General features: G+C 65.6%; 24 protein-coding genes and 1 pseudogene. 14 read left to right on the top strand and 11 right to left on the bottom strand.

Annotated elements, in window-relative coordinates:
• Window positions 1–77: 77 nt before the first annotated feature.
• A complete protein-coding gene (locus D1F64_RS04400; protein ID WP_117411420.1) occupies window positions 78–689 on the bottom strand; it encodes a LysE family translocator in 612 nt (203 codons plus the stop codon).
• Window positions 690–973: 284 nt separating this feature from the next.
• Between D1F64_RS04400 and D1F64_RS04395 the strand changes: the two genes are divergently transcribed.
• Both D1F64_RS04395 and D1F64_RS04390 read left to right on the top strand, forming a co-directional pair.
• A complete protein-coding gene (locus D1F64_RS04395) occupies window positions 974–1,909 on the top strand; it encodes a ring-cleaving dioxygenase (protein ID WP_117414430.1) in 936 nt (311 codons plus the stop codon).
• Between the two features lie 8 nt (window positions 1,910–1,917).
• The gene (locus D1F64_RS04390) at window positions 1,918–2,541 is read left to right on the top strand and encodes an alpha/beta hydrolase (protein ID WP_205470655.1); all 624 of its coding nucleotides are present in this window, start codon (window positions 1,918–1,920) and stop codon (window positions 2,539–2,541) included.
• A 3-nt stretch (window positions 2,542–2,544) separates the two neighbouring features.
• On the opposite strand, the gene D1F64_RS04385 is transcribed toward D1F64_RS04390, so the two are convergent.
• From D1F64_RS04385 to D1F64_RS04375, 3 genes are all read right to left on the bottom strand, one after another.
• Complete coding sequence (locus tag D1F64_RS04385; protein ID WP_117411419.1) at window positions 2,545–3,342, bottom strand: ChbG/HpnK family deacetylase; 798 nt, start codon at window positions 3,340–3,342, stop codon at window positions 2,545–2,547.
• Between the two features lie 64 nt (window positions 3,343–3,406).
• Entirely contained in the window at window positions 3,407–4,939 is a 1,533-nt protein-coding gene (locus D1F64_RS04380; RefSeq protein WP_117411418.1) for a glycosyltransferase family 39 protein, read from the bottom strand.
• Window positions 4,940–4,950: 11 nt separating this feature from the next.
• Window positions 4,951–6,078: a glycosyltransferase family 2 protein gene (locus tag D1F64_RS04375; protein WP_117411417.1), complete on the bottom strand. Its 1,128-nt coding sequence runs from the start codon at window positions 6,076–6,078 to the stop codon at window positions 4,951–4,953.
• 269 nt (window positions 6,079–6,347) lie between these two features.
• Here D1F64_RS04375 and D1F64_RS04370 point away from each other — a divergent pair, with 269 nt between their 5' ends.
• The 10 genes and pseudogenes from D1F64_RS04370 to D1F64_RS04330 all read left to right on the top strand — a co-directional run bounded on the left by D1F64_RS04370 (window position 6,348) and on the right by D1F64_RS04330 (window position 15,102).
• Entirely contained in the window at window positions 6,348–6,788 is a 441-nt protein-coding gene (locus D1F64_RS04370) for a group III truncated hemoglobin (RefSeq protein ID WP_117411416.1), read from the top strand.
• Window positions 6,789–6,939: 151 nt separating this feature from the next.
• Window positions 6,940–7,515, top strand: a complete 576-nt coding sequence (locus D1F64_RS04365; RefSeq protein WP_117411415.1) for an SRPBCC family protein — start codon at window positions 6,940–6,942, stop codon at window positions 7,513–7,515.
• A 217-nt stretch (window positions 7,516–7,732) separates the two neighbouring features.
• The gene (locus D1F64_RS04360) at window positions 7,733–8,686 is read left to right on the top strand and encodes a YncE family protein (protein WP_117414428.1); all 954 of its coding nucleotides are present in this window, start codon (window positions 7,733–7,735) and stop codon (window positions 8,684–8,686) included.
• A gap of 83 nt (window positions 8,687–8,769) precedes the next feature.
• Entirely contained in the window at window positions 8,770–9,069 is a 300-nt protein-coding gene (locus D1F64_RS04355; RefSeq protein ID WP_117411414.1) for a hypothetical protein, read from the top strand.
• A gap of 134 nt (window positions 9,070–9,203) precedes the next feature.
• The gene (locus D1F64_RS04350) at window positions 9,204–10,847 is read left to right on the top strand and encodes a HisS family protein (protein ID WP_117411413.1); all 1,644 of its coding nucleotides are present in this window, start codon (window positions 9,204–9,206) and stop codon (window positions 10,845–10,847) included.
• A 7-nt stretch (window positions 10,848–10,854) separates the two neighbouring features.
• A complete protein-coding gene (locus D1F64_RS04345) occupies window positions 10,855–11,967 on the top strand; it encodes an ATP phosphoribosyltransferase regulatory subunit (protein ID WP_117414427.1) in 1,113 nt (370 codons plus the stop codon).
• A complete protein-coding gene (gene hisG / locus D1F64_RS04340) occupies window positions 11,964–12,938 on the top strand; it encodes an ATP phosphoribosyltransferase (RefSeq protein ID WP_117411412.1) in 975 nt (324 codons plus the stop codon). The genes D1F64_RS04345 and hisG overlap by 4 nt, the downstream gene beginning before the upstream one ends.
• Window positions 12,939–12,964: 26 nt before the next feature.
• A pseudogene (locus D1F64_RS25310) lies at window positions 12,965–13,507 on the top strand (amidase family protein); the annotation flags it as partial.
• A gap of 92 nt (window positions 13,508–13,599) precedes the next feature.
• Window positions 13,600–14,409: an amidase family protein gene (locus tag D1F64_RS25305; RefSeq protein WP_346432296.1), complete on the top strand. Its 810-nt coding sequence runs from the start codon at window positions 13,600–13,602 to the stop codon at window positions 14,407–14,409.
• 234 nt (window positions 14,410–14,643) lie between these two features.
• On the top strand, window positions 14,644–15,102 hold the full coding sequence (locus D1F64_RS04330) for a hypothetical protein (protein WP_117414426.1): 459 nt from the start codon (window positions 14,644–14,646) through the stop codon (window positions 15,100–15,102).
• Window positions 15,103–15,275: 173 nt separating this feature from the next.
• On the opposite strand, the gene D1F64_RS04325 is transcribed toward D1F64_RS04330, so the two are convergent.
• The 7 genes from D1F64_RS04325 to D1F64_RS04295 form a co-directional block, all read right to left on the bottom strand.
• Window positions 15,276–16,148 (bottom strand): isocitrate lyase/PEP mutase family protein, encoded by an 873-nt coding sequence (locus D1F64_RS04325; RefSeq protein WP_117411411.1) that lies wholly within the window; start codon window positions 16,146–16,148, stop codon window positions 15,276–15,278.
• A 54-nt stretch (window positions 16,149–16,202) separates the two neighbouring features.
• Window positions 16,203–17,477 (bottom strand): TRAP transporter large permease, encoded by a 1,275-nt coding sequence (locus D1F64_RS04320; RefSeq protein ID WP_117411410.1) that lies wholly within the window; start codon window positions 17,475–17,477, stop codon window positions 16,203–16,205.
• 7 nt (window positions 17,478–17,484) lie between these two features.
• Window positions 17,485–17,994 carry a TRAP transporter small permease gene (locus D1F64_RS04315; protein WP_117411409.1) on the bottom strand — a complete coding sequence of 170 codons (510 nt, stop codon included), beginning with the start codon at window positions 17,992–17,994 and terminating at the stop codon, window positions 17,485–17,487.
• A 151-nt stretch (window positions 17,995–18,145) separates the two neighbouring features.
• Window positions 18,146–19,150 carry a TRAP transporter substrate-binding protein DctP gene (dctP, locus tag D1F64_RS04310; RefSeq protein ID WP_205470653.1) on the bottom strand — a complete coding sequence of 335 codons (1,005 nt, stop codon included), beginning with the start codon at window positions 19,148–19,150 and terminating at the stop codon, window positions 18,146–18,148.
• A gap of 167 nt (window positions 19,151–19,317) precedes the next feature.
• A complete protein-coding gene (locus D1F64_RS04305) occupies window positions 19,318–20,265 on the bottom strand; it encodes a hypothetical protein (RefSeq protein WP_162901284.1) in 948 nt (315 codons plus the stop codon).
• 142 nt (window positions 20,266–20,407) lie between these two features.
• Window positions 20,408–21,040: a DNA-3-methyladenine glycosylase I gene (locus D1F64_RS04300; RefSeq protein ID WP_117414424.1), complete on the bottom strand. Its 633-nt coding sequence runs from the start codon at window positions 21,038–21,040 to the stop codon at window positions 20,408–20,410.
• A gap of 188 nt (window positions 21,041–21,228) precedes the next feature.
• Window positions 21,229–21,960 (bottom strand): protein phosphatase CheZ, encoded by a 732-nt coding sequence (locus D1F64_RS04295; RefSeq protein ID WP_117411407.1) that lies wholly within the window; start codon window positions 21,958–21,960, stop codon window positions 21,229–21,231.
• Window positions 21,961–22,287: 327 nt separating this feature from the next.
• Here D1F64_RS04295 and D1F64_RS04290 point away from each other — a divergent pair, with 327 nt between their 5' ends.
• Both D1F64_RS04290 and D1F64_RS04285 read left to right on the top strand, forming a co-directional pair.
• Window positions 22,288–22,989 (top strand): DUF2927 domain-containing protein, encoded by a 702-nt coding sequence (locus D1F64_RS04290; RefSeq protein WP_205470652.1) that lies wholly within the window; start codon window positions 22,288–22,290, stop codon window positions 22,987–22,989.
• A gap of 299 nt (window positions 22,990–23,288) precedes the next feature.
• The gene (locus tag D1F64_RS04285) at window positions 23,289–24,014 is read left to right on the top strand and encodes a L,D-transpeptidase (protein WP_117411405.1); all 726 of its coding nucleotides are present in this window, start codon (window positions 23,289–23,291) and stop codon (window positions 24,012–24,014) included.
• Window positions 24,015–24,069 lie beyond the last annotated feature (55 nt).

Raw genomic sequence — 24,069 nt, 5'->3', positions numbered from 1 at the left:
ATTGCGCGCCCTGTGAGAAGTGAGAATGGCCACCATCGGGTGCAGCGATGTGTGTGGACCGGTTGCAGACCTCCCGGTCACCGTCCGGCAAACGCCAAACGGATGCCGAGCAGACCGAACGTGGCCGCAAACGACCGCCGCAGCCACACCATCACGGACGGCCGCGAGACGACATAGCGGCGCGCCAGTGAGGCACATAGGCCATAGCCCACGAAAACCACGAAGGTCAGCGCCATGAACGTTGCCGCGAGCAAGAGCAGCAGCCCCATCGGATTGGAAGCGCCCGCGGGAATGAACTGCGGCAGGAAAGCGAGGAAGAACAGCGACAGCTTGGGGTTCAGGGCGTTCAGCAACACCGCGTCCAGAATGATCCGGCCGGGCGCGATCTTGCGCGCGTCGCCCGAGACCGCCAGTGCGCCGCCTTCACGCAGCATGCTCCAGGCCATGTAGAACAGATAGGCCACGCCGAGATACTTGATCACCTGGAAGGCGATGGCGCTTGTGTGCAGCAAGGCGGCGAGCCCGAGAATACTGGCGAGCACCGTCGGCACGATGCCCAGCGTACAGCCGAACGCGGCGATGACGCTCGCACGCCCGCCTTGGCCAAGCCCCACCGAGAGTGTGTAGAGCACACCGGTCCCGGGCAGCAGCACCACGACGATCGATGTGAGAAGAAATTCAATGCTCATGCCATGCCCTTCGCACTGGGAACGCGGCGGCGATGCGCGCTCCTCGTCTGTTCCGCTTCCGGGAGAGATGCGACCGCTCTGTCCATCGCCCGCAGGGATCCCACCTTACGGCCGGTCGCCGCCGCCTGACAATCCGCAACGGATCATGGAACAGTTCCCTCGTGCACGGCACTTTCGGTGCATTGTTCACGTTTGACAGACGATCCGTCCCGGCTTGCATGCCTTTCGCCGGATCGCGCGGGACCTATGTTGATGGCAACAGTCCAATCGAAGGAGAGATCTCCATGACCCATCCCGTCAACGGCTTGCATCACGTCACCGCCATCGCCTCGTCGCCGCAGGGCAATCTTGACTTTTACGCCAAGGTGCTCGGCCTGCGTTTCGTCAAGAAGACTGTGAATTTCGATGATCCCGACACGTACCATCTCTACTACGGCGACGAGCAGGGCCGCGCCGGATCGGTGATGACCTTCTTTCCGTGGATGGATCTGCCGCGCGGCCGCGCGGGCACCGGCGAGGTGGGCATCACCCAGTTCTCCGTGCCCAAGGGATCGCTGGACTTCTGGGCGCGACGGCTCGAAGCACACGGCACGAAGCCGGACCTGCGCGAGACGGTCCTGGGTGACGACCGGATTGTGTTCGACGATCCCGACGGCACCCGGCTCGCCCTGGTTGAGCGAACGGATGACGATCGCGCGCCGTGGCTGGCGGAAGGCATCGGCGAAGACGCGGCTATTCGCGGCTTTTTCGGCGTCACGCTGGTTCTCCATGAGACGGAGCCCACGGCGACGATCCTGACCGACCTGATGAACTATCGCGAGACCCACCGCGACGGCGCCCTAACGCGGCTGCGCAGCAACGGCGACAGTGCCGCCGGCATCGTCGATATCATCGCGGCGCCCAATCTCTCGCCCGCCCGCCAGGGCGCGGGCCGGGTGCATCATGTGGCCTTCAGCGTGCCGACCATCGCCGACCAGAGCGCGATCCGCGAGAAGCTCGCGGCAGCCGGAATCGGCGTGACGCCGCAGATCGACCGCGACTACTTCATGGCGATCTATTTCCGCACGCCGGGCGGCGTGCTGTTCGAGATCGCCACCGAAGAGCCGGGCTTCACCGTCGACGAGCCGCTGGAAAACCTCGGTCAGTCGCTGCGGCTGCCCTCCCAGCACGAGCCCTTGCGCGCAAGGCTCGAACGCAACCTGCCGCCGCTGACCGTGTGAGACCAATCATGACCCTCGACCGCTATCAACACGTCGCCCTGAACCTTCAGGGCGACGATCCGCGCACGCTGATCATGCTGCATGGCACCGGCGGGACGGCGGAGGATTTCGCGCGCCTTGGCGCCATGATCGCGCCGGAGGCCGCCGTGCTGTCGCTCGCCGGCAATGTCGATGAGAACGGCATGGCGCGCTTCTTCCGCCGCACGGGCGAGGGCGTCTATGACATGGACGATCTGGCAAGGCGGACGCACGAGCTTGATGCCTTCCTGGAGGCCGTCCTGGCGAAGCACGGCCGGGATCCGGCCAAGGCCATCGGCATCGGTTACTCCAATGGGGCCAACATTCTGGCGAACCTGCTGTTCACGAACCCGGCGCGGCTTGGCGCGTATGCGCTCATGCACCCGCTGATTCCGTTCACACCGGCGCCAAACGCCGCGCTTGCGGAATCACAGGTGCTGATCACCGCCGGCGCCCACGACCCGATCTGTCCGCCCGCGCTGACGGACGGGCTGATCGACTGGCTACAATCGCAAGGCAGTACGGTGGAGCAACTTGTCCATCGCGGCGGCCATGAATTGCGGCAGGAGGAAATCGACAGGCTTGCCGTCTGGATCGCAAAGCCCGAAGCCTAGACCCTAGAAAAGAAACCGTTCCTTCTCGGTCAGGGCGAGCAGGAACCGGTGCCCCTTGAGATAGGCGAGCTGTGCCTCGCGCAGCTCGACGGCCTCGACGGACTCGATCCGGCGCAAGCGGTCGTCGCCGTTGCCCGGGCGGCACCAGACACACGTGTTGTCGGGCTCGCCGTCGAGCGTCGACCAGTAGAATTTCTGCAGCGCGTCCTCATCCAGGCTCGCCGGCATTTCGGCGCTGCCGGGATTGCTGGCGCCACCAAGCTTGGCGATGCGCCGCGCCTGCCTGCGGCATCCCCAGCGCCGGGGCTGATGGAACATCACCGCCAATCCCTGCGATATCGGGTCCTCCAGCGCGTCGACCACCAGACGCGCCACACCCGCCCTGCGGTCAAGCGCGTCGTGCAATGTGACGAATTCCGGTTGCTCGCCATAAAGTTCAGTGAAACGGTCGAATTGCGCGCGGATTTCCTGCCCCAGGATTTCGTCCGGAAGCAGGCCGAAACGGCCGCGCCGCGAATAATAGCCCGGCGACGGGAAGCGGCTCGCGAAGATCTTCCGGGCGTTGGCCGAGAGCGGCTCGAAGGCGCCGCTGAGCACCAGGGTCACTCCAACCGCCGTGCGCCCGCCGGCCTGTTCCACGCATTCGCGCAAGGGCAGAAACTCGCGCGACCACAAATCGGAAACAACCAGGCACCCCACTGCCGACATCCGGTGGGCGGACACCAGCGCGCGGATCGAGCGATCGACACCGAAGGCCAGACCATAGTCGCTCGCCGTCAACACGATGCGCTTCATGGTCATGCCGTCAGTCTCCCCGCCCCGGACGCGCCGCGGATCACACGCGCGCGGCGCCTTCCTCGATACGTCAATTCGCAAACACAGGAAAGAGCGGATCGAGCGGCGATGCCGCAGCACCCTCAACGCGATAGACGCGGATTTCCTCAAGCGCCACGCCCCGCACGCGCCGCACCAGCACGGTGAGCGGCGTCACATCGGCGAACCGATCACGGAGGGTTAGGGAGGCATCGCGCCGCGCGACCGACACATAGAGCGCGGGCTTGCGCAGCAACGCGGGATCGGGTTCCGGCGCCATCACGTAGCGGATGCGCTCGGTCAGCGAGACCACCGGCAGGTTGTTGTGCCGCAGGGCGAAGGCCAGTTGCCCCGTCATGCCGTAGGACGTGGTCGCGACCCAGGACGCGTTGTTTTCCGTGCCGAGCGTCACGAGTTGGGAGGCGATGTCCTCCCAGCCGCGGATCTGGAAACTCGGGTCCTTGCGCGCGGCCGCGCCGCTCAGCGGCCAGACGGCGTGCACGTAGAAGACGAGCGACAACCCGACGCCGACGGGCACGGCGGCATTGCGGCAGATGCGGATGATCCTGCCGATGACGCTGCGGGGCGCATCGACGCCCGCAGCCATGCCGGCGGCCACCAGAACGGCGGCGGGCAGCAGCGGCGCCGGCCAGTTGGCCTGAACCCGGGCGTGGAAAGCGTGCACGACGAGATAGGCGAGAAAAGGCGCCGTGGTCAGCAGCAGCAGGGAGGCGACCGGCTCGCGCCTGAGCGCCGTGCGCTTGGCGGCGCAGCCGAAGCCGACCAGCGCGGGGATTGCGACCAGCGGATTGAGCAGGCCTATTTCCGCGCCGATGAATTCGAAGATGTATTTGAAGGTCCAGCCGTGCGGCACGGCGCGGCCGAACTGCTTGACGAAGGAGGCCCATTCGTAGGCCGCGTTCCACCACACCACCGGCAGGCAGATGAGCACCGCGACCAGCCCGCCCGCCCAGAGCTGCCAGGTGGCGAAGGACCGGCGCGCCTGCGGAACCCAGACGAGCCACAGCACGATACCGACGCCCAGGAACAGCACCGAATATTTCGAAATAAGGCCGAGGCCCGCGAAGAATCCGACCGCCAGCCACCAGTTGGCGTTGTCCGAATGCAGAAACTCGGCCAGCGCCCAGAGGGTCAGCCCCCAGAACAGCACCGAGGGCGCATCCGGTGTGGTGATCAGGCTGCCGATGCCGATCAGGAACGTGGCGTTGAAGAACAGCACCGCCCAGCCGGCGGCGCGCGCGCCATAGAGCAGCGAGGCCGTGCGCCAGATCGCCAGCGATCCGAAGGCCGCCGCGAGAATGCCGATGAGCCGCGTGCCCAGCGCCGTGTCTCCGGCGACCAGATGCCCCAGCGCCACCCACCAGCCGACCATCGGCGGATGGTCGAAATAACCCCACGCGGGATTGAGGCCCCAGAGACGGTAATAGGCCTCGTCCTCGGACAGGCCCGAGAAGCCGCCGGCCAGCAGCCGCGCCAGCGTCAGCGCGAGAACGAAGAGCACCAGCGCGCCGGGGCGCAACCAGATGGGCATCGGCTGTACGCCTTGCGGGTCGCGACCGGTCATCGGGCGGTCCCTTACTTGCGGCGCCAGGTGAGCACGGAGCTCGCGACGTAATTCCACACCGCGCCCATGGCCGCACCGGCGGTGCCCGCCATCCACCACGACGGGTCCATGCCGTAGATCCAGCTCGCCACGCCGACGTTGGCGACGACGCCGACCGAGCACACGACGTAGAAGCTGAGCAGCCCCTTGACCGCGGAGAGGCCCGTGAGCCGCCGGTCGCGATAGGTCAGCTGGTTGTTGAGGAAGAAGTTCCAGGTCATCGCCACGAAGGTGGCGAGCGTCTGGGCGTAGTCGAAGGGCAGTGTGATCAGCCCCGCGCGCAAGGACGCCAGATGGACGATAACGCCGGAGGCGCCCACCATGCCGAACATCAGGAAGCGCACCGAGACCAGATCGCGGGTCAGCTTGGAGACCAGCAGGCCGAGATATTCCAGCGTCACCAGCGTGTCGAGCTTGCTCTCGCCATGCAGTCTTTCGCGGAACACGAAGGGAAGCTCCTTGATGCGCAGGCTTCCCTCGGCGCTGGCCGCGATGTCGAGCATGATCTTGAAACCCTGCGCGGAGAGCTTCGGCGCCACGGCGTCGACCATCTCGCGGCGGATCATGAAGAAGCCGCTCATCGGGTCGGTCAGTTCCACGCCGAGGAGCTTTCTCGCCAGCGCATTGGCGACGCCCGAGCCCCAGGCCCGCGTCGCCGACAGTCCGGTGCCGACGTCCCCGCCCTCAACGAACCGGCTGGCGACGACAAGGTCTGCCTCACCGGCGTCGAGCACGGCGACCATGCGCGGCAGCAGGCTTTCGTCGTGCTGCAGGTCCGCGTCCATCACGGCGACATAGGGAGCGGCGCTCGACAGCATGCCCTCGACGCAGGCGCCCGAAAGGCCGCGGCGTCCGAACCGGTGGATGCAGCGTATGCGCGGGTCCGTCAGCGCGATGCGCTTGACCTCGGACGCCGTGCCGTCGGGCGAGTTGTCGTCGACGAAGATCGCCTCCCAGGCATGACCGCCAAGCGCGGCGTCGAGCTTGGCGACCACCGGTGCGATGTTGTCTCGCTCATTGAAGGTGGGCAGGACGACAGTCAGCCGCGGCGCGTGCGCGGCCCGAGGCGCCGGGTCCGTGGCGGGCGCCTCAGCGGCCATCGAGGCATCCGACGGACCACGGGATTGAAGATCGGTAGGCTGCATGGGTAATCCGTTTATCGCGGCCGGACCCGGTCCGGTTGCCGGGCGATCCGCGCTCGGGCGGACCATAGACAAACGCCCCCGTTTTGCAACCACGCGGCGCGCCACGTCGCGGATCCGGGCGGCCTGAGACGCATCGCCGCGCCCAAGCGCTTTCGGGGCCGGGGGCATCGCAATCGACGGCCGGAGCACCTACATTCGCATGTCACAGTTTTCCGGATTCCGCGATGTTTCCCATCCGCCCCGCCGTCCAACGCGAACCGCTGCACGCCTCCATCACGGCGGAGCAGATTTCCACGCTGGTCGACACGTTCTATTCCCGTATCCGCGCCCACCCGCGCCTCGGCCCGATCTTCGCGGCACGCGTTGGCGACGACTGGACACCGCATCTGGACAAGATGAAGAGCTTCTGGCGCTCGGTGCTGCTGAAAACCGGAGAATACAAGGGAAAGCCGGTCCCGACCCACTTCGCGATGAAAGAGGTGGAGCCTGAGGATTTCCGCATCTGGCTGGACCTCTTCAGGACAACCGCGCTTGAGATCTTCGACGATCCTGAAGCCGCGAGGCTGGCGCACGCCCAGGCGAAGCGCATCGCCCAGAGCCTGTGGATGGCCATGTTCGCCACGCCCTTCGACCGCACGCCGGACTATCTGACCGAGAACGGCTGACCGGCGCTTCCCCCTCGGTCAATCGCACCAAAGTGCCATTTGTGCGCAAGGCGATCTGCGCGAAACTCCGCCCGACAAAACGCGTCCGCATCCAGCGGACGCCTTCGTGTTTTTGACGTGTCATCCGACGCGTTCTCCGGGAGGACCTCGCATGAAAGCCCGCACGCTCGCCCTCTTGCGGTACAAGCCATCGCCGGCGCTGGCCTTCGGCCTGATCGTCCTGCTCGCCGCGTTGCTGGCGCTGCCGGCCGCCGCGCATGGGCCGACGCGCAAGAAGGTCACCGAGACCATCGAGATCGACGCCCCGGCGGATGTGGTCTGGGCGCGGATCGGCGACTTCCAGGACATGTCGTGGCACCCGGCCGTGCAGAGCCAGACCGGCGAAGGCGGCAACGCGATCGATGCCACCCGCGTGCTCGATCTGGGCAACGGCGCGACCATCGACGAGGTGCTGTACAAATATTCGGCCGACAAGATGTCCTATTCCTACCGCATCACGAAGGTCGACGTGGCCGTGCTGCCGGTCACCAACTATTCCTCGCGTCTGACGGTGAAGCCGATTGATGACACGCACACGAAGGTGGAATGGCGCGGCGCGTTCTATCGCGGCTACCCCAACAATGACCCGCCCGAGAATCTCAACGACGCCGCCGCCATCGCGGCCGTGACCGCCGTCTACCGCGGCGGTCTGGATGCGCTGAAGGCGGAGCTGGAAGCCGGACAGTGAGGGTGGCGCATTGCTTGGCCGAGTTGCGCCAGGATGCCGCAACAGAGTTGATGACGCTTTTGGACCACCCAACCGTCCACAGTCATCCCGCGCTTGACGCGGGATCCATGCCGTGATGGATCATTTCGGGCACGGGTCCGGAACCGCCAAGGCGCGGCGCCTCCCGACAGGATTTCCGGGTCTCCCCATCACGGCATGGATCCCGGCTTTCGCCGGGATGACGGCTGGGATTGCTCTCAGGACCACCCTCCTCACCCTCCTCCTCGCCCTCCTCGCCTCGCCGGTCCTCGCCGGCGACGTCGCGCTGGTCACCAACCAGTCCGACGAAACCCTGTCGCTGATCGACCTCGATGCCATGCAAAGCGTGGCGACGATCGATATCGGCGGTGCGCCGGCGGGCATCGCGGTCTCGCCGGACGGCGCGCACGCCTATGTCACCAGCCCTGAAGGCAAATATCTTTCCATCATCGATATCGACGCGCGCGCGGTCGAGGCGCGCATCGCGCTTGCCGGCGGGCCGCTGGGCGTCGCGGCGCATCCCGACGGCATCCACGTGCTGGTGGCGGACTGGTTCGAGCACCGGCTGTTCGTCGTCGATGTTGCGGCCCGGAAAATCACTGCCACGATCCCCGTCGGCAAATCGCCCTCGGGCATCGCCGTGTCGCGCGACGGCGCGCTGATCGTCAGCGCCGACAGGGACGACGACCAGATCTCACTGATCAATGGGAAAACCTTCAAGCCGCTGGGCACGATAAAAGTCGGCGTTCGTCCCTTCGGCGTGACGCTGAATGATGATGCCAGCCGGGCCTATACCGCGGACGTCGGCTCCAACACGCTGAGCGTCGTGGATCTGGCCACGCGCGCCGTCATCGCCAGCATCCCCACCGGGGAGCGTCCGTATGCGGTGGCTTTAGCCCAAGGCAAAGGCTTCACGACGGATCAATACGCCGGCACGCTCACCGTCTTCGATCTGGAAACGCATGATGTGCTCGCCACGCTGGAGAGCGGCGAATACCCCGAAGGCATCGCCACCGACGGCCGCTTCGTCTACGTCGCCAACTGGTTCGACAATCAGCTCGCCAAATTCGACGCCGTGACGCTGGAGAGGGTGGCCGAGGCGGAAACCGGCGACGGACCGAGGGCCTTCGGGCTGTTCATCGCGCGGCAATAGGTACACCGGCCGCTTCCCGCTCCGGCATCACCGGTGCTAGGATGACGGTTCCTTCAACACGATGTTGCCGCCTGAGGTTTTCCATGAAGTCTTTGCTCCTGACGGTATCGGTGCTGCTCCTGTCGACCGGCCTCAGCGCCGCCCAGAGCTTCAACTGCCGCTATGCCAAGCTGCCCGCCGAAGTCGCCATCTGCCAGGACCCGGAGCTGAGCGATCTCGACAGCCGGATGGCCGCGCTCTACTTCAGCCTGCCGCCCCGGGTCCGCAGCTATGAAAGCCGACCGCAGAAGGCGTGGCTCTCCCGGCGCAACCGCTGCGGCTACAACGCACGATGCATTGCCGACGCCTACGACGACCGGATCTACGAACTTCGCAACTATTGAGGCCACGCGCCTGCATTGCGCCGCCGCCGCGCGCCTTGCCCTCGGCACCGCTTTCGTCTAGGAAACGGCGGCCCGCCAAGCCTTGGCGGGCGCATGTTTTTTCGCGTGAAATCACCAGCGGGCAGTCCGGGCAAATGGCCAAGATCAAGAAACAGAAAATGAAAGCCCGCCTGCCGCGCGGCTTCGCCGATCGATCGGCCGCCGACATTCGCGCCACCGAGGAAATGGTCGCGAAAATCCGCGCCGTCTACGAGCTTTACGGCTTCGATCCGGTCGAGACGCCGATTTTTGAATACACCGACTGTCTTGGCAAATTCCTGCCCGATCAGGACCGGCCCAACGAGGGCGTGTTCTCCGTGCAGGACGATGACGAGCAGTGGATGAGCCTGCGCTACGACCTGACCGCGCCGCTGGCGCGTCACGTGGCGGAGAACATCAACGAGATCCAGCTGCCGTTCCGCAGCTACCGCGCCGGCTGGGTGTTCCGCAACGAGAAGCCCGGCCCGGGCCGCTTCCGCCAGTTCATGCAGTTCGACGCCGACACCGTCGGCGCGCCCGGCGTCCAGGCGGACGCCGAGATGTGCATGATGATGGCCGACACGATGGAAGCCCTGGGCATCGCCCGCGGCGACTACGTCATTCGCGTCAACAACCGCAAGGTGCTGGATGGCGTGATGGAAGCCATCGGGCTGGGCGGCGAGGAGAATGCGGGACGGCGGCTAACGGTGCTGCGGGCCATCGATAAGTTGGATAAGTTTGAGTGGTCGGAAGTCGCCAAGTTGCTAGGCGAAGGCCGTAAAGACGACAGCGGCGATTTCACGCCCGGAGCAAAGCTATCTGAGAATGCAATCTCAGAGCTTCATATGTTCCTTTATTCAGTACGGGCGACCAATCCCGGACGTATCGAAAACGCTGAACAGGTATTATTTGGCGGCCCATACGATTCAATTATCCAGAATTCTGGCGCATTCGAGAACATCGCAGCTTTTGCAAGCGATGACGACACATTTTCTCTTCTTGGTTTGATGGTATCACCTTTTAATGTCAACGAGCGTTTTGCTTCTGGCGCCCACGAACTTCTGAGCATATTTCTTGCGACGAAGATCGCAAACTACGGCCCAGATCGCATCCGCATCGATCCCTCCGTCGTGCGCGGCCTCGAATACTACACCGGCCCGGTCTACGAGGCGGAACTGCTGTTCGACGTCACCAACGAGAAGGGCGAGAAGGTCCAGTTCGGCTCGGTCGGCGGCGGCGGGCGCTACGACGGGCTGGTGAAACGCTTCACGGGCCAGGACGTGCCGGCGACGGGCTTTTCCATCGGCGTCTCGCGGCTGATGACGGCGCTGAAGAACCTCGGCAAGCTCGGCGTCGAAGAGGTCGTCGCTCCCGTGCTGGTCACCGTCATGGACGGCAACGAGTCTGACGCCATGGCGCGCTACCAGGGCTTCGTGCAGGCGCTGCGCGCGGCCGGCATCCGCGCGGAACTGTATCAGGGCAACTGGAAGAAGTTCGGCAACCAGCTCAAATACGCCGACAAGCGCGGCTGCCCGGTCGCCATCATCCAGGGCGGCGACGAGCGCGCGCTTGGGCAGATCCAGATCAAGGATCTGATCGAGGGCAAGCGGCTGTCGGAGGGAATCGAGGACAACGCCGCCTGGCGCGAAAGCCGCTCGGCGCAGGTCGTGGTCGCGGAAGCCGAACTGGTGGAGACCGTGCGGAAAATTCTGGACGATCAGGCCGCCGAGCGCGCTGCCGCCAACGGCAATGGGGGCTGACATGAGCATGGCGGATGAACGGTTCGAAACGCTGGCGCCGCTGTTTGCCGAGCGCGGCCATGCCGTGATCGCGCCGCCGATCCTGCAGCCGGCCGACATCTTTCTCGATCTCGTCGGCGAGGACATCCGCCGCCGGCTTTTCCTGACCAGCGGCCAGGACGGCGTGGACCTGTGCCTGCGGCCCGACTTCACCATTCCGGTTGCCCGCGCCCACCTGGATTCGGGCGAAGCCGATCGTCGGGCCGCCTATTGCTATTCGGGCCTGGTGTTTCGCCAGCGCTCCGGCGAATTGGGCGAGATCGCGCAGGCGGGCGCCGAGTGCATCGGCCGCGCCGACCGTTTTGCCGCCGACGCCGACATGCTGGCCCTCGCCGTCGACGCGGTGAAAGCGCTGGGCTGCGCGCGCCCCGCCATCCGCATCGGCGACGAGGCGCTGTTCACGGCGCTGCTCGAGGCGCTCGGCCTGCCGCAGGTGTGGCGGCGGCGGCTGCGCGATCTGTTCGGCGAGCGCTCGCGGCTCGACCACGCGATTGCGCGCATGGCCGGCGGCGGCGCGCCGCGCGACGAACGGCTGGGCTTTCTGGCAGCACTCGAAGGTTCGAACCCCGACGCCGCGCACGCGATTGTCGAGGACCTGCTGTCGATCGCCGGGATCTCCACCGTCGGCGGGCGCACGGCGGGCGAAATCGCCGACCGGTTTCTGGAGCAGGCAGCGCTTTCCTCTGGCGCCGGCGCGGGTCCGCAGGTGGCGGCGGCATTGAGCCGCTTCCTTGATATTTCAGGTGCGCCGGAACAGGCAGCCGACGCGCTGGACGCCTTCGCGCGTGACGAAAAACTGGATCTGGCGGCACCGATTGCCGATTTCCGCCAGCGCACGGCGCTGATCGCGGCGCGCGGCATCGATGTGGGCGCGGTGACCTTCGCGGCCGATTTCGGCCGCCGTCTCGATTATTACACCGGCTTCGTGTTCGAGCTGCACGGCGAACCCGGCGAGCCGCAGCCGCTTGCGGGCGGCGGTCGCTACGACCGGCTGCTGGCACTGCTGGGCGCGGGCCAGGACGTGCCGGCCGTGGGCTTTTCCATCTGGCTGGACCGGATCACTTCTGGAGCAGGCGCATGAGCGAGCGGCTTATCATCGCGATCCCCTCCAAGGGCCGGTTGCAGGAAAACACCGAGAGCTTCTTCGCGCGCGCAGGCCTCAGCGTCCAGCGTCCGGGCGGCGACCGCAACTATCGCGGCCGCATCAAGGGGCTGGACGATGTCGAGATCGCGTTTCTCTCGGCGTCCGAGATCTCGCGCGAGATTGCCGCGGGCACCGTGCACATGGGCATCACCGGGCTCGACCTGGTGCATGAGACCATCTCCCGGCCGGCCGAGCAGACCCACCTTGTGGCGGCTCTCGGGTTTGGTTCCGCGGACGTGGTCGTCGCCGTGCCCAAATCCTGGATCGACGTCGCGACGATGGCCGATCTCGCCGACGTGGCCTCGGACTTCCGGGGACGGCACGGGCGCCGGCTGCGGATCGCCACCAAATACGTCAACCTGACGCGGCAGTTCTTCGCCGAGCACGGCATCGTCGACTACCGCATCGTCGAATCCGCCGGCGCCACCGAGGGTGCTCCGGCGGCGGGGGCGGCGGAGCTGATCGTCGACATCACCACGACCGGCTCGACGCTTGCCGCCAACGACCTGAAGATCCTCGACGACGGCGTCATGCTGAGGAGCCAGGCGCATCTCGTCGCCTCGATGACCGGGCACTGGAGCGGCACGGCGCTCTCCGCCGCGCGCGCCATCCTCGACCGCATCGCGGCGGAGGAACGGGCGCGTCAGGTCAAGGAGATCCGCGCGCTGGTCGCTGACCCGGAAGCCACCGCGCAGCTTGCCATCGAAAGCTACGGCTGCACCGCACCCATGGGCGCGCCCTCAGGCCAGCCGCTGGTGCTGCATTGCCCGGCGCGCGACGTGGCCGATTGCGCGACGTTCCTGCGCGACCGCGGCGCATCGCACGTCAGCGTGGCGACGCTGGATTATGTCTTCGAGACGACCAACCCGCTCTACGACCCGCTGGCCGCGCGCATCGACGCCGGCTGAGCCGGCTGCCCGATGGGAACGCTGCCATGGACCTGATGCATCTGGGCGCCGTCGCGCTGTCGAAGGCCATCGCCGCGCGCGAGATCTCCTGCCGCGAGCTGATGGCGGCGACGCTCGCGCGCATCGGGCGGCTCAACCCGCAGATCAACGCGATCATCAGCCTGCGCGACGGCGATGCGCTGCTGGCCGAGGCCGACGCATGCGACGCGGAACTGGCGCGGGGCCGGTCGCGCGGCTGGATGCACGGCTGGATGCACGGCATGCCGCAGGCAATCAAGGATCTCGCGCTGACAAAGGGGCTGCGCACGACCTTCGGCACGCCGCTGTTCAAGGATTTTGTGCCTTCGGAGGATTCCATCCACGTGGCCCGAGTGCGCGACGCTGGCGCGATCCTCATCGGCAAGACCAACACGCCGGAATTCGGCCTCGGCTCGCACACCTACAACCCGCTGTTCGGCGCCACCCGCAATCCCTTTGATCCGACCAAGAGCGCCGGCGGCTCCTCCGGCGGGGCCGCGGCGGCGCTGGCCGCGCGGCTGCTGCCGGTTGCCGACGGCTCCGACATGATGGGCTCGCTGCGCAATCCCGCCGCCTACAACAATGTCGTCGGCTTCCGCCCTCCTACGGTCGCGTGCCCGCCGGCCCCTCGCCAGAGGTCTATTTGCACGACCTGTCGACCAACGGACCGATGGGCCGTTCGGTGGCCGATGTCGCCGCCCTGTTCGCCACCCAGGCCGGCTACGATCCGCGCAGCCCGCAATCGCTGCCCGGCGACGGCTCGGAATTCTCCACGCTCGCGCGCTGCGAACCCAAGGGCCTGCGCATCGGCTGGCTCAGCGATCTCGGCGGCCACCTGCCGTTCGAGCCAGGGGTTCTGGAGCTGTGCGAAGCGGCGCTTGGCGCCTTCACCGATCTCGGCTGCACCGTGGACCACGCCGCCACCGGCTTCGACATGGAGCGGGTCTGGCGCAGCTGGGTCACCCTGCGCCATGCGCTGGTGGCGGGAGACCAGCGCGCCGCTTACGACGATGTGGCCAAGCGCGCGCTGCTCAAGCCCGCGGCCATCTGGGAGATCGAGAGCGGTCGCGCGCTTTCCGCCGCCGATATCTTCACGGCATCGAGCGACCGCAGCGCCTGGTATCGCGCGGTCTCAAGACTGTTCGAGACATACGACTGTCTGGTGCTGCCCTCGGCGCAACTGTTTCCCTTCGACGTGACGCTGGACTGGCCGCACGAGATCGCGGGCCGGACGATGGACACCTATCATCGCTGGATGGAGGTGGTGGTGCCCGCGAGCCTGCTCGGCCTGCCCACCCTGGCGCTGCCTGCGGGCTTTTCCGCGAGCGGATTGCCGATGGGGTTCCAGCTGATCGGCCGGCCGCGCGCCGACGCGCAGGTATTGAGTCTGGGCGCCACTTATGAAGCGGCCACCGACTGGCTCACGCGCATGCCGGCGCTGGCGGACGATTGAGAAAGCGCTCGCCGTCGCGGCGATGCCTCCCGGCCTTTCGCGGATTGGGCGGCACTTGACGTCGCGCCCATCGACACGTTGCCCAAATCACCGGCATGATCGTCACGCAGTCGTCAAATCGAATTGATTTGCACGGATGCGGGGGCCGGCTCATGTGATAGCCAGCATTTTTGTCAATGATTTTTGGGGATCATCTTCATGCCGTCGACCGCAGCAACACACGACCGTTCGCATATGGTTCCGCCGCTGACCGCGGCAACCTTCATCACCATCATCCTCGCCGGCATCTTCGCCGATGGCGCCTGGGAGATCTGGGCGCGGTTCATCACGCCGTTCTGGGTCGGCGGTCCGCTGGAACCCGCGGCCCTCGTCCAAGGCGTCTTCGGACTGTCGAGCCGGTTTGCCGCGGAAGTGATCCATCTCGTCGTCGGCGTGGTGTTCTACCCGATCGGCTATCTCTACATCGCGCGGCCCATCGCCCGGGTCGTCACCCCGTTCCTGCCGTGGTGGATCGTCGGCCTGGGCTTCGGCGTCGGGCTGTGGGTCTTCGCGCTCTACATCATGGCGCATCTGTTCGCCGGCCAGCCGCCATTCCTCGGCTTCATCACGCTGACCTGGGCCTCGCTCGTCGGCCACCTGATCTTCGGCCTCGTCTGCGCCACCGTGGTACGCTGGCGCGAGGGCGGGTTCTGAGGCAGGTCCAAGCGAGCAGCCCATCCTTCGAGACGCCTGCTCACACAGGCTCCTCAGGATGAGGTCGAACAAGTTGGTTTTTACAAACCTATCAACACGATCATCCTCATCCTGAGGAGGCGCAAAGCGCCGTCTCGAAGGATCGGCGCCTCACCGAGAGCCGTTGCGGGCCCCTACTCCCGCGCGTCCGAGTAGCGCTGCTCTTCGTCGTAATAGGCGTCGAAGCCCACGTGGCGGCGCAGCTCGGCGAAGGGCAGCAGCATCTGGTCGGGATGCCGCCCGGCTTTCATTTCTGACAAGGCCTCGGTCATCGCCCTGGTTGCGGCGGAGAGCAGCGTCAGCGGATAGGCGGCGATGCGGTAGCCGATTTCTTCCAGTGCCAAAGGCGGCAGGGCCGGTGTTTCGCCGCCTTCAACGATATTCGCCATGTGTACGCCGGGAACCTCGCGGCAGATGCGTTCCATCTCCTCGCGCGATTCGGGCGCCTCAATGAACAGGATATCCGCGCCCGCCGCCTTGAAGGCCGCGGCGCGCTCCAGCGCCTCATCCAGCCCGTGACCGTGCCGGGCATCGGTGCGCGCCAGAATCAGAATGTCGCCGCCCTCCTCACGCGCGTCCACCGCCGCCTTGATGCGGTCGACGGCCTGGACCCGGTCGACCACCAGCTTGCCCTTGGTGTGGCCGCAGCGCTTGGGCGCCACCTGGTCCTCGATCATGATCGCGGCCATGCCGGCCTGCGCGTAGCCCTTCACCGTGCGCTTGACGTTGAGCGCGTTGCCGTAGCCGGTATCGCCGTCGCCGATCACCGGGATCGACGTCGCCGCCACGACGTTGCGCGCCGTATCCACCATCTCGCCGTAGGAAATCAGCCCGGTGTCGGGCGCGCCCAGCCGCGCGGCGGAGACCGCGAAGCCCGACATGAAGGTGAGATCAAAGCCCGCGTCGCCGATCAACTTGGCGGAGAGCCCGTCAAAGCAACACGGCATCACGCGGAGCGTCGGCTGGCTCAGCAGCGCGCGCAGACGGGCAGCAGGGGAATCGGTCATTGAACATTCTTTCGGTTTCGAACGTTTCGGCGGATTCACGCAGGCCGGCGCCCATCACATCTTGAACGGGATCCACAGCACGATGTCAGGGAAGGCGAAGATCAGGCCGACGGTAACCAGCATCAGCACCAGGAAGGGCCAGACACCGATCGACACCTCGCCGATACTGGCGCGGCCGACCGCCTGGATGACATAGAGGTTGAGGCCCACGGGCGGCGTGATCAGCGCGCATTCGACCATGACGACGAAGAACACGCCGAACCAGATCGGATCCACCCCCAGTGCAGCCAGTGATCCGGCCAGCACCGGCACCATGATCAGCATCATCGACAGCGCTTCCATCACCAGGCCCATCACCAGCAACACGGCGCCGACGAGCAACACGAACACAACCGCGCTGTCGACATTGGCCGACAGCGCCATCGAGATGTCCTGCGGGATGCGATAGAGCGTGATCGCCTTGCCGAACACCTTGGCGCCGGCGACGATCAGCAGGATCGCCACCGAGGTGGTCATGGCCTCGAGCGTGGCATCGCGCAGGCCCGCCCAGGTCAATGTGCGCAACACGAGGCCGGTCACGACCAGCGCGCCAAGAAAGCCGATCGCCGCGGCCTCCGTCGGCGTGAACATGCCGCCGTAGATGCCGACGATGACGAACAGCGCCAGCGCGATGGTCGGCAGCGCCCGCAGCAGCGTGCTGCCACGCTCGGCCCAACCGGCCTTCGGGCTCGGCATGCATCTGCCGGAAAAACGCGCGTAGAGCATGGCATAGACGATGAACAGGCCCATCAACAGCAGGCCGGGACCGATGCCGGCCAGAAACAGCTTGATGATCGATTCCTCGGTGATCACGCCGTAGACGATCATCGGAATCGATGGCGGAATCAGGATGCCGAGCGTGCCGCCGGCCGCCAGCAGGCCGAGCACGAATTTGCGCGGGTAACCGCGCGCCGTCATCTCCGGAATCGCCACGGTGCCGATGGTGGCGGCGGTGGCGACGGAGGAGCCGGAAATCGCCGCGAACAGCCCGCACGACAGGATCGTCGCCACCGCCAGCCCGCCCGGCCAGTGGCCGACCCAGGCCTGCACGGCGGCGAAGAGATCGCGTCCAACCCCGCCCTTCAGCAGCACATTGGACATCAGCAGGAAAAGCGGCACTGCGATGAGCACGAAACTGTCGAGCGTCGACAACAGCCCCTGCGGCGCCATCAGCGGCGAGAAGCCGCCGACGATCAGCAGGATCAGGCCAAGCCCGCCCAGCGCGAAGGCGACGGGAACGCCGGCGAGCAGGACGCCGAACAGGGACGCGAGAATCAGGGTGGTGGTCATCGCGTCCTCAATGGGCAACGTCAGCGGGATCGGAGATCGGCGCCGGGCCGTGCAGGGCGACCTGCAGGATCTCGGCGAGCGCCTGCAGGCACAGCAGCGCACAGCCGACGGGCACCGCGGCCTCCATCCAGACGATCGGGATATCGAGCATGGAGCCGGTGGTGCGGCCGCGCTCAAACGAATCGAACGCCAGCGGCGTTCCGTACCAGACCACCGCGGCAGCGAAGCCGCCGATGAACAGCAGGGCCAGGATTTCCTGCAGTTGCCGGCCGCGATGGGGCAGCCGGTCGGTCAGGATGGTGATGCGGATGTGCTGGCGCCGGTGCAGCAGGATGGCGGCCGCGGCGAAAGTGCCCCAGACGAGCAGCAGCCGCGACAGTTCCTCCGCCCAGATGGTCGGCGCCGTGAAGAGATATCGGGCGAAGACCTCGTAGCCGAGCATCAGCCCGATCGCGAAATACGCCACCGCCGCCGCGACGCCGAGCGCGGCCGACAGGCGGTCGAGGAGTTGGATCATGGACACACTCTTGTCTGGCGGCACGGGCCGGTCTTGTCTGGCGGCACGGCCGGTGGCGGGCGATGGCTTGTACTTGAGAGTTGCGGGCGCGAAGGCCGGTCGGGCGGAGAAGGGCCGGAACCGGGCGCGGGCCCGGCTCCGGCCGTCATGCTCAGTCGCGCAGCGCTTGCGCCGCGTCGAGCACCTGTTTGCCAAGATCGCCGGACGCCTTGAGATATTCGTCAAAGACGGGCTGGGCGGCGGCCTGCCAGGCCGCGAGTTCGTCCGCGGTCGGCGTGTAGATGGTCATGCCGTTCTGCTCGGCCTCGGCGAAGGCGTCGGCCTCGATCTTGGACATGGCGTCACGCACGGTCGTCTCCGCCGTCAGCGCCGCCTGCTGGATCCAGGCGCGGTGCTGTTCCGGCAGGCCCTGCCAGAAGGTCTCGTTGATGACGACGATGAACTCGATGTCGGCGTTGTTGGTCACGGTGATGGTGTCCATCACCTCCCACAGGCGGCGGCTGTGCACGCCGGAAACGCCGGTCATGCCCACATCGACGGTGCCGCGCTGATAGGCGAGATACTGCTCGGAGCCGGAGATCAGCGTCGGCGCGCCGCCGGCCGCCTCGATCCACTGGCCGAGCGTCTTGCCGAAGACGCGCGCCTTCTTGCCCACGAGATCGGCCGGCGTCTTGATCGGGCCGCCCTTGGACAGCAGGATCACGCCGCCATAGGCCTGCCACCACAGCACGCGGCTGCCGGTTCCCAGGATCGCCTCGTCGAGAGGCCCGCGCACCGGGCTGCCCGGCGCAACCGCCTTGCGCACCAGGTCCTCGGAATTGAAGGTAAACGGCGTGTAGAAGATGTCGACCGCGGGCACGTCGCCCACGTAGCGGGTCAGCGAAGCGACGCCCATCTCGATGGCGCCGGAGCCCACCGCCTGCGGCACTTCCTTGTCCTTGTAAAGCTGCGCGGAATCGTAGATCTCGACCGCGACGTCGCCGCCCGACAGCTTCTCCACCTCGTCCTTGAACACCAGAAGGTTCTGGCCAAGGTGGCTCTTCATCGGCAGCTGCAGCGTGATGCGCAGCGTCGTCTTCTCGGCAAAGGCGGCAGTGGCGGACAGCGACAGCGCAAGCGCTGCGGCGCCGGCGAGAGCCAGACGGGTCAGTTTCATCGGTGTTCCTCCCAGAACGTTACTCGGGTTATGTTGGACCCTCAGGTCGCGCACGCTTGCCGTGCGTCGGCGGAGGGCAAGACTAGACCGGCCCGAGCAGCGCTTGCAATCGCGGATCTGCCGACGCCCCGACAAAAAACACCAACGACCACAGGATGCTGGTCGGTCTACTGGCCAGAACCCGTGTGGCGGGTGATCTTTGCAAGTTCCCGGGCCCAGGCAATGTGCCGGGAGGCCGAGGTCCGCGCCGGAATGCCCTGCTCCACCATCTCGCGCGCCTTCTCCGCGCGCGCGGAATCCCGATCCTGTCCCTCGGGACCGAACAAGTAGACCCCACCCGCCCCGTAGGCGAGATACTTGAGCCGTTCGAGGACCCTTGCCAGATCCACGTCGATGAGATCGATCTCGGTGGAGCCGGCTTTCAGATGGAAGGAAGCCTTCCAGGTCTTGGCACTAATCTCGACCTTCTCGATCGCGAATTTGGGTTTTGAGGCTTTCGCCTGAGCGTCCAGCGCGCCGAGAACCTCCTTGTCGAACTCGGCTTCCGGGATCTTCCGGCCCGCAAGCGGCGCTGTCGCCTTTTCAAAGAATTCCGCGACTTCCCCTGCTGCGCGGTTGGCGGCGGAGCGGTCCTTCGCACCGGGAACGGGGGCTTGGTAACCGCTCACCACCTTGCCGTCATTGAGGCCATGGAGCACGGCATCGGACAGACCGGTTCCAGTCAATGCATCGAGCGTTGCAATATCGAGACGCGAAAGCGTCGCGGACGCGCGCATCAGATCTTCGCCCGGCAACTCCGGTTTTGAGACACACGCCGGGCAGGCAATCGCCAGAGAGCCCGTGGCGCCGGCCCGAGACAAAAGCGTGTACAAAGCGTCCGACAGTTTTTCCGGTTCAGGCAGATCCTCACCTGCAGCGCGGCCATATTCTTCCAAGATCCGCCTGACGCCGGGCAAAACTTCGTCAAGATTTTTCGGAGGCGGGACCGTGGAGGGATTGGTCTTGATGACGCGTGTGAACAGCAAGCCGCCAACTTCATTCAACCATTTGAGCGGCACCGCGCCCGCAGGTGCTGTCCACACGGCCGCCGCCCCCAGGGCTGCGGCCAGCACCACACGAACCAGGGTCTTTGCCGCGCTCCGCCTGAACCGTTGCGCCATGTCTCCACCTCCCCACATGCCTGGCCTTGCATCCGAATGCGCGTGAGAGCTTACAGGACGGTGCGGCATTTCAGCAATCGCCACGAGGCTGTGGCCCTCAGCCCGGCCGTTTGAACGCCGTCCGTTCCGCCTCGACCGGCTCGCGGCAGCAACAGCCTTCGAGGTGATCGTTGACCAGGCCCATCGCCTGCATGAAGGCGTAGACAGTGGTCGGGCCTACGAAGGACCAGCCGCGCTTCTTCAAGTCCTTGGACAGCCGGGTGGACTCATCGGTCTTGGTCAGCGTCATCGCCGCCGCCTTGTCGAGACGCGCCGGACGGCTCGCAGGGTCGGGCTCAAAGGACCAGAAAAAAGCGCCGAGCGAGCCGTATTCGTCGGCCAGTTCCACCGCATGCCGGGCATTGTTGATGGTCGAGACGATCTTGCCGCGATGACGGATGATGCCGGCGTCCTGCACCAGCCGCTCCACGTCCGCGTCGCCGAAGCGCGCGACCTCGACAAAATCGAAATCCGCGAAGGCGGCGCGGAAATTCTCGCGCTTGCGCAGGATCGTCAGCCACGACAGGCCCGACTGGAAGCCTTCCAGGCAGATCTTCTCGAACAGCCGCCGGTCGTCGTCCACCGGCCGCCCCCACTCGGTGTCGTGGTAGGCGCAATAGTCCTCGAGCCCGCCATGCCAGGCGCATCGCACCTTGCCATCCGGTCCGCTCAGCAATCCATCCCCGGCCATGAAGTCCTCCGCGATATCCGTTCCCTTTTTGTTCATTAACACGCGCACGCCTTCGAGAAAAGGGCGAGATTGGCAGCAGGGAGGGCATCATTTCAAGCAGAGCCGCCAACGCAAAAAATCCAGGCCTTGGGAGACCCGGACTTGCCGATTGGACGACTGTTGCCTCAAGAACCGACGGGCTGGGCCGGTCAGGCGAACAGGGCGTCGATGTCGTCCTGGGACGCGACATTGATGTCGTCTTCGAGCGCGGGACCGTTAAGCAAAGCTTCGTCGCCGGAACGCTCCGCCTTCTTGTCGATCGCGACGTCATTGAACGATTCAATACCACCCCAGATATCCATCATCCGGATGATGCGTTCCTCGATGAAGGAGAACGCGCGCACGACCTTGGTGATCCGCTGCCCGGTCAGATCCTGGAAGTTGCAGGCCTCGAAGATCTCCAGGACGCGCTCCTGGATTTCCTGCGCGATGGTTTCGTCGTCACCGGTCAGGTTCTTGGCGAGCATGCCCGCGCGTTCATCGACATATTCGGCGGCCGACAGAATCGATTCCGTGGCGGTTTCCGTGCCGATCACGACCGCATCAAGTTCATTGGTGACGCGCTGCATCTCGTCGCCCTCAAAGCCGCTGTGATGCAGCGTGGCGATTTCATGCTTGGTGCGGTTGATGGCTTCGTAGATTTCGTCGAGTTCGGTCTTGAGCTTGACGGCCTGCGCGAGCTCCTGCTTGTAGTTCTCAAGCACGTGCTCGCCCATTTCCTGGGTCGGCTGCACAAGTCCCTTCAGCTCACCGAGCGCCTTCATGAGCTCGGCGTGCCGCTCCTGGGCCGCCAGGTCATCCTTGACCGCCACATCCTCGCCGCCACGCGCGGCGCCGCGCAATTGAGCTTCGATTCGGAAGAGTTTTTTTGTTGCCGTCATGGATGCGTCCGGTAGCGTTCGTGTCCAGCACACGCTAGGGCGCGGGGCATTAAAGAACTGTTCCCAAAATCCATTTTGCGGAAGCGCTGGCGTTGATTACCGCTAAGTCAGGGAAAATTGTGCAGTTACCCTTAAATCGGTGGCGGTCTTGCCAAGCCCCTGAAATTTGGCAAAGTTTCAGATGCATCCGCATAACGCGGCCGCGTCCGACACCGACGCCGTCGACCAACTGGGCCTGAGACCGAAATGCGAGAAGCGGATGGCGCTGTGCGGCGCCACGATTGCTCAGCCGGATGCAGGCAAGCGGCGCGCGCGCAACGCTGGTTCGTGTGCGCTTGCGCCGGCTTCGCCCTGCTGGTGTGCGCCGGCGCACAGGGCCACGCCGGGACCTTCACCAACCGGGAGCTGACCGAGGGCTTCGTACGCACCGTGTTCGGGCTGGAATACCGCACTTGGAGCTGGCAACCCTATCTGGTGAAAAAATACACCGGACCGGTGCGCTTCTACGTGCACAACCTTTCCAAGGCCAACCGGCTGCCGATGGCGCACCGTTTCCTGCTCGAGATCGGAAACAAGATCGATGGCCTGCAGACAACGATCGCGCGCTCGGCCGCTCAGGCGAATTTCCACGTCTATATTGTCGACCGGCCGCAATATGCGGAAACCGTCCAGAACCACATTTACGATGATCCGAGCGCCGACGCGCCGGGACGCTGCCTGGTGCGGGTGATGTCCGACAAGAGCGGCATCAGCCGCTCCGCCGCCGTGATCGTGTCCGATGAGGGCGAATTCCTGTTCCGGCGTTGCCTGATCGAGGAAGTGCTGCAGGGCCTGGGCCCGATGAACGACGACGAGTCGCTGGAACACAGCGTCTTCAACGACAGCTCCCGGCATGCCCGCTTCACGGAATTCGACCGCTATATTCTCAACATGCTCTACGACTCGCGCATCATGCCGGGGATGAACGCCAAGGCCGCGCGGGACGTGTTGCCCGCGGTCATCCGCGACACCCGCAAACGCCTGCGCTGATCCCGACGTCGCGAGCGATGGCGGCTGCCGCACCCCCAAGTAGAAGAGTTCGAAATCTGTGAATACAGGTTTCCATTCGACTTTTTCTTGACGGCATTTGAAACATGAATGGTTCTACCTGCAGTTTCCATTCGATACATATTTCATAAACCATTCATCGAAACCAAGCGCTAACCACCACATCAATTTGCAATCACGGTTACGCGGCGATTCACCATTTCCTTCAGGTCACGCGACTAGGGTTTGTCCCGATCAAACGACAGTCATTGCGCTCATTGCCATCAGTCGCGAGTAACCCGATGAACAGATCCTTTTCCGCGCTTCTGGCCGCGGTCTGCCTTGCGGCGGCCGCGACGCCGGTCACCGCCTTCGCCGAAAGCTCCTTTCGCGCGCCGCCGCCGCCGCTGGTCCTCAGCCCGGACCTCACCGGTCCGTGGGTGATGAAGCTCGACACCTCGCGCAGAACGCCGCGGGTCAGCCTGCCGGCACCGCGCGGCTTCCGTCACGCCGCCCTGCCCGGCGACACCCGGGCGGAACGCCCCCGCGCGGCACAGCAAAAGAGCAAGTCGCCGCCGCCGATGGACCCGGCCTTCCTGCCCACCGTCGTCGACTATCGCGGCGGGCAAGCTCCCGGCACCGTGATCATCGACACGCCGGCGCGCTATCTCTATCTCGTCGAATCCGGCGGCAAGGCGCGGCGCTACGGCGTCGGCGTGGGCCGTCCGGGCTTCGAATGGGCAGGCACCCACACCGTGACCCGCAAGGCCGAATGGCCGGACTGGCGGCCGCCGGCGGAGATGCGTCAGCGCCAGCCTGGACTTCCCGCGTTCATGCCCGGCGGACCATCCAATCCGCTCGGCGCCCGCGCCATGTATCTCGGCAGCACGCTGTACCGCATCCACGGCTCCAACCAGCCGTGGAGCATTGGCCGCGCGGTCTCCTCGGGCTGCATCCGCATGCGCAACGAGGACGCGATCGATCTTTACGCACGGGTGCAGGTGGGCACCAAGGTCATCGTCCAATAGTTGTCTCGAAACAAAATTCCCAAACGCAATCAAGCCGGGCCATTGCGCCCGGCTT

Source organism: Breoghania sp. L-A4, from assembly GCF_003432385.1.
In the GTDB taxonomy this organism is placed as follows: Bacteria; Pseudomonadota; Alphaproteobacteria; order Rhizobiales; family Stappiaceae; genus Breoghania.
This window is presented reverse-complemented; position numbering and strand designations above follow the sequence as displayed.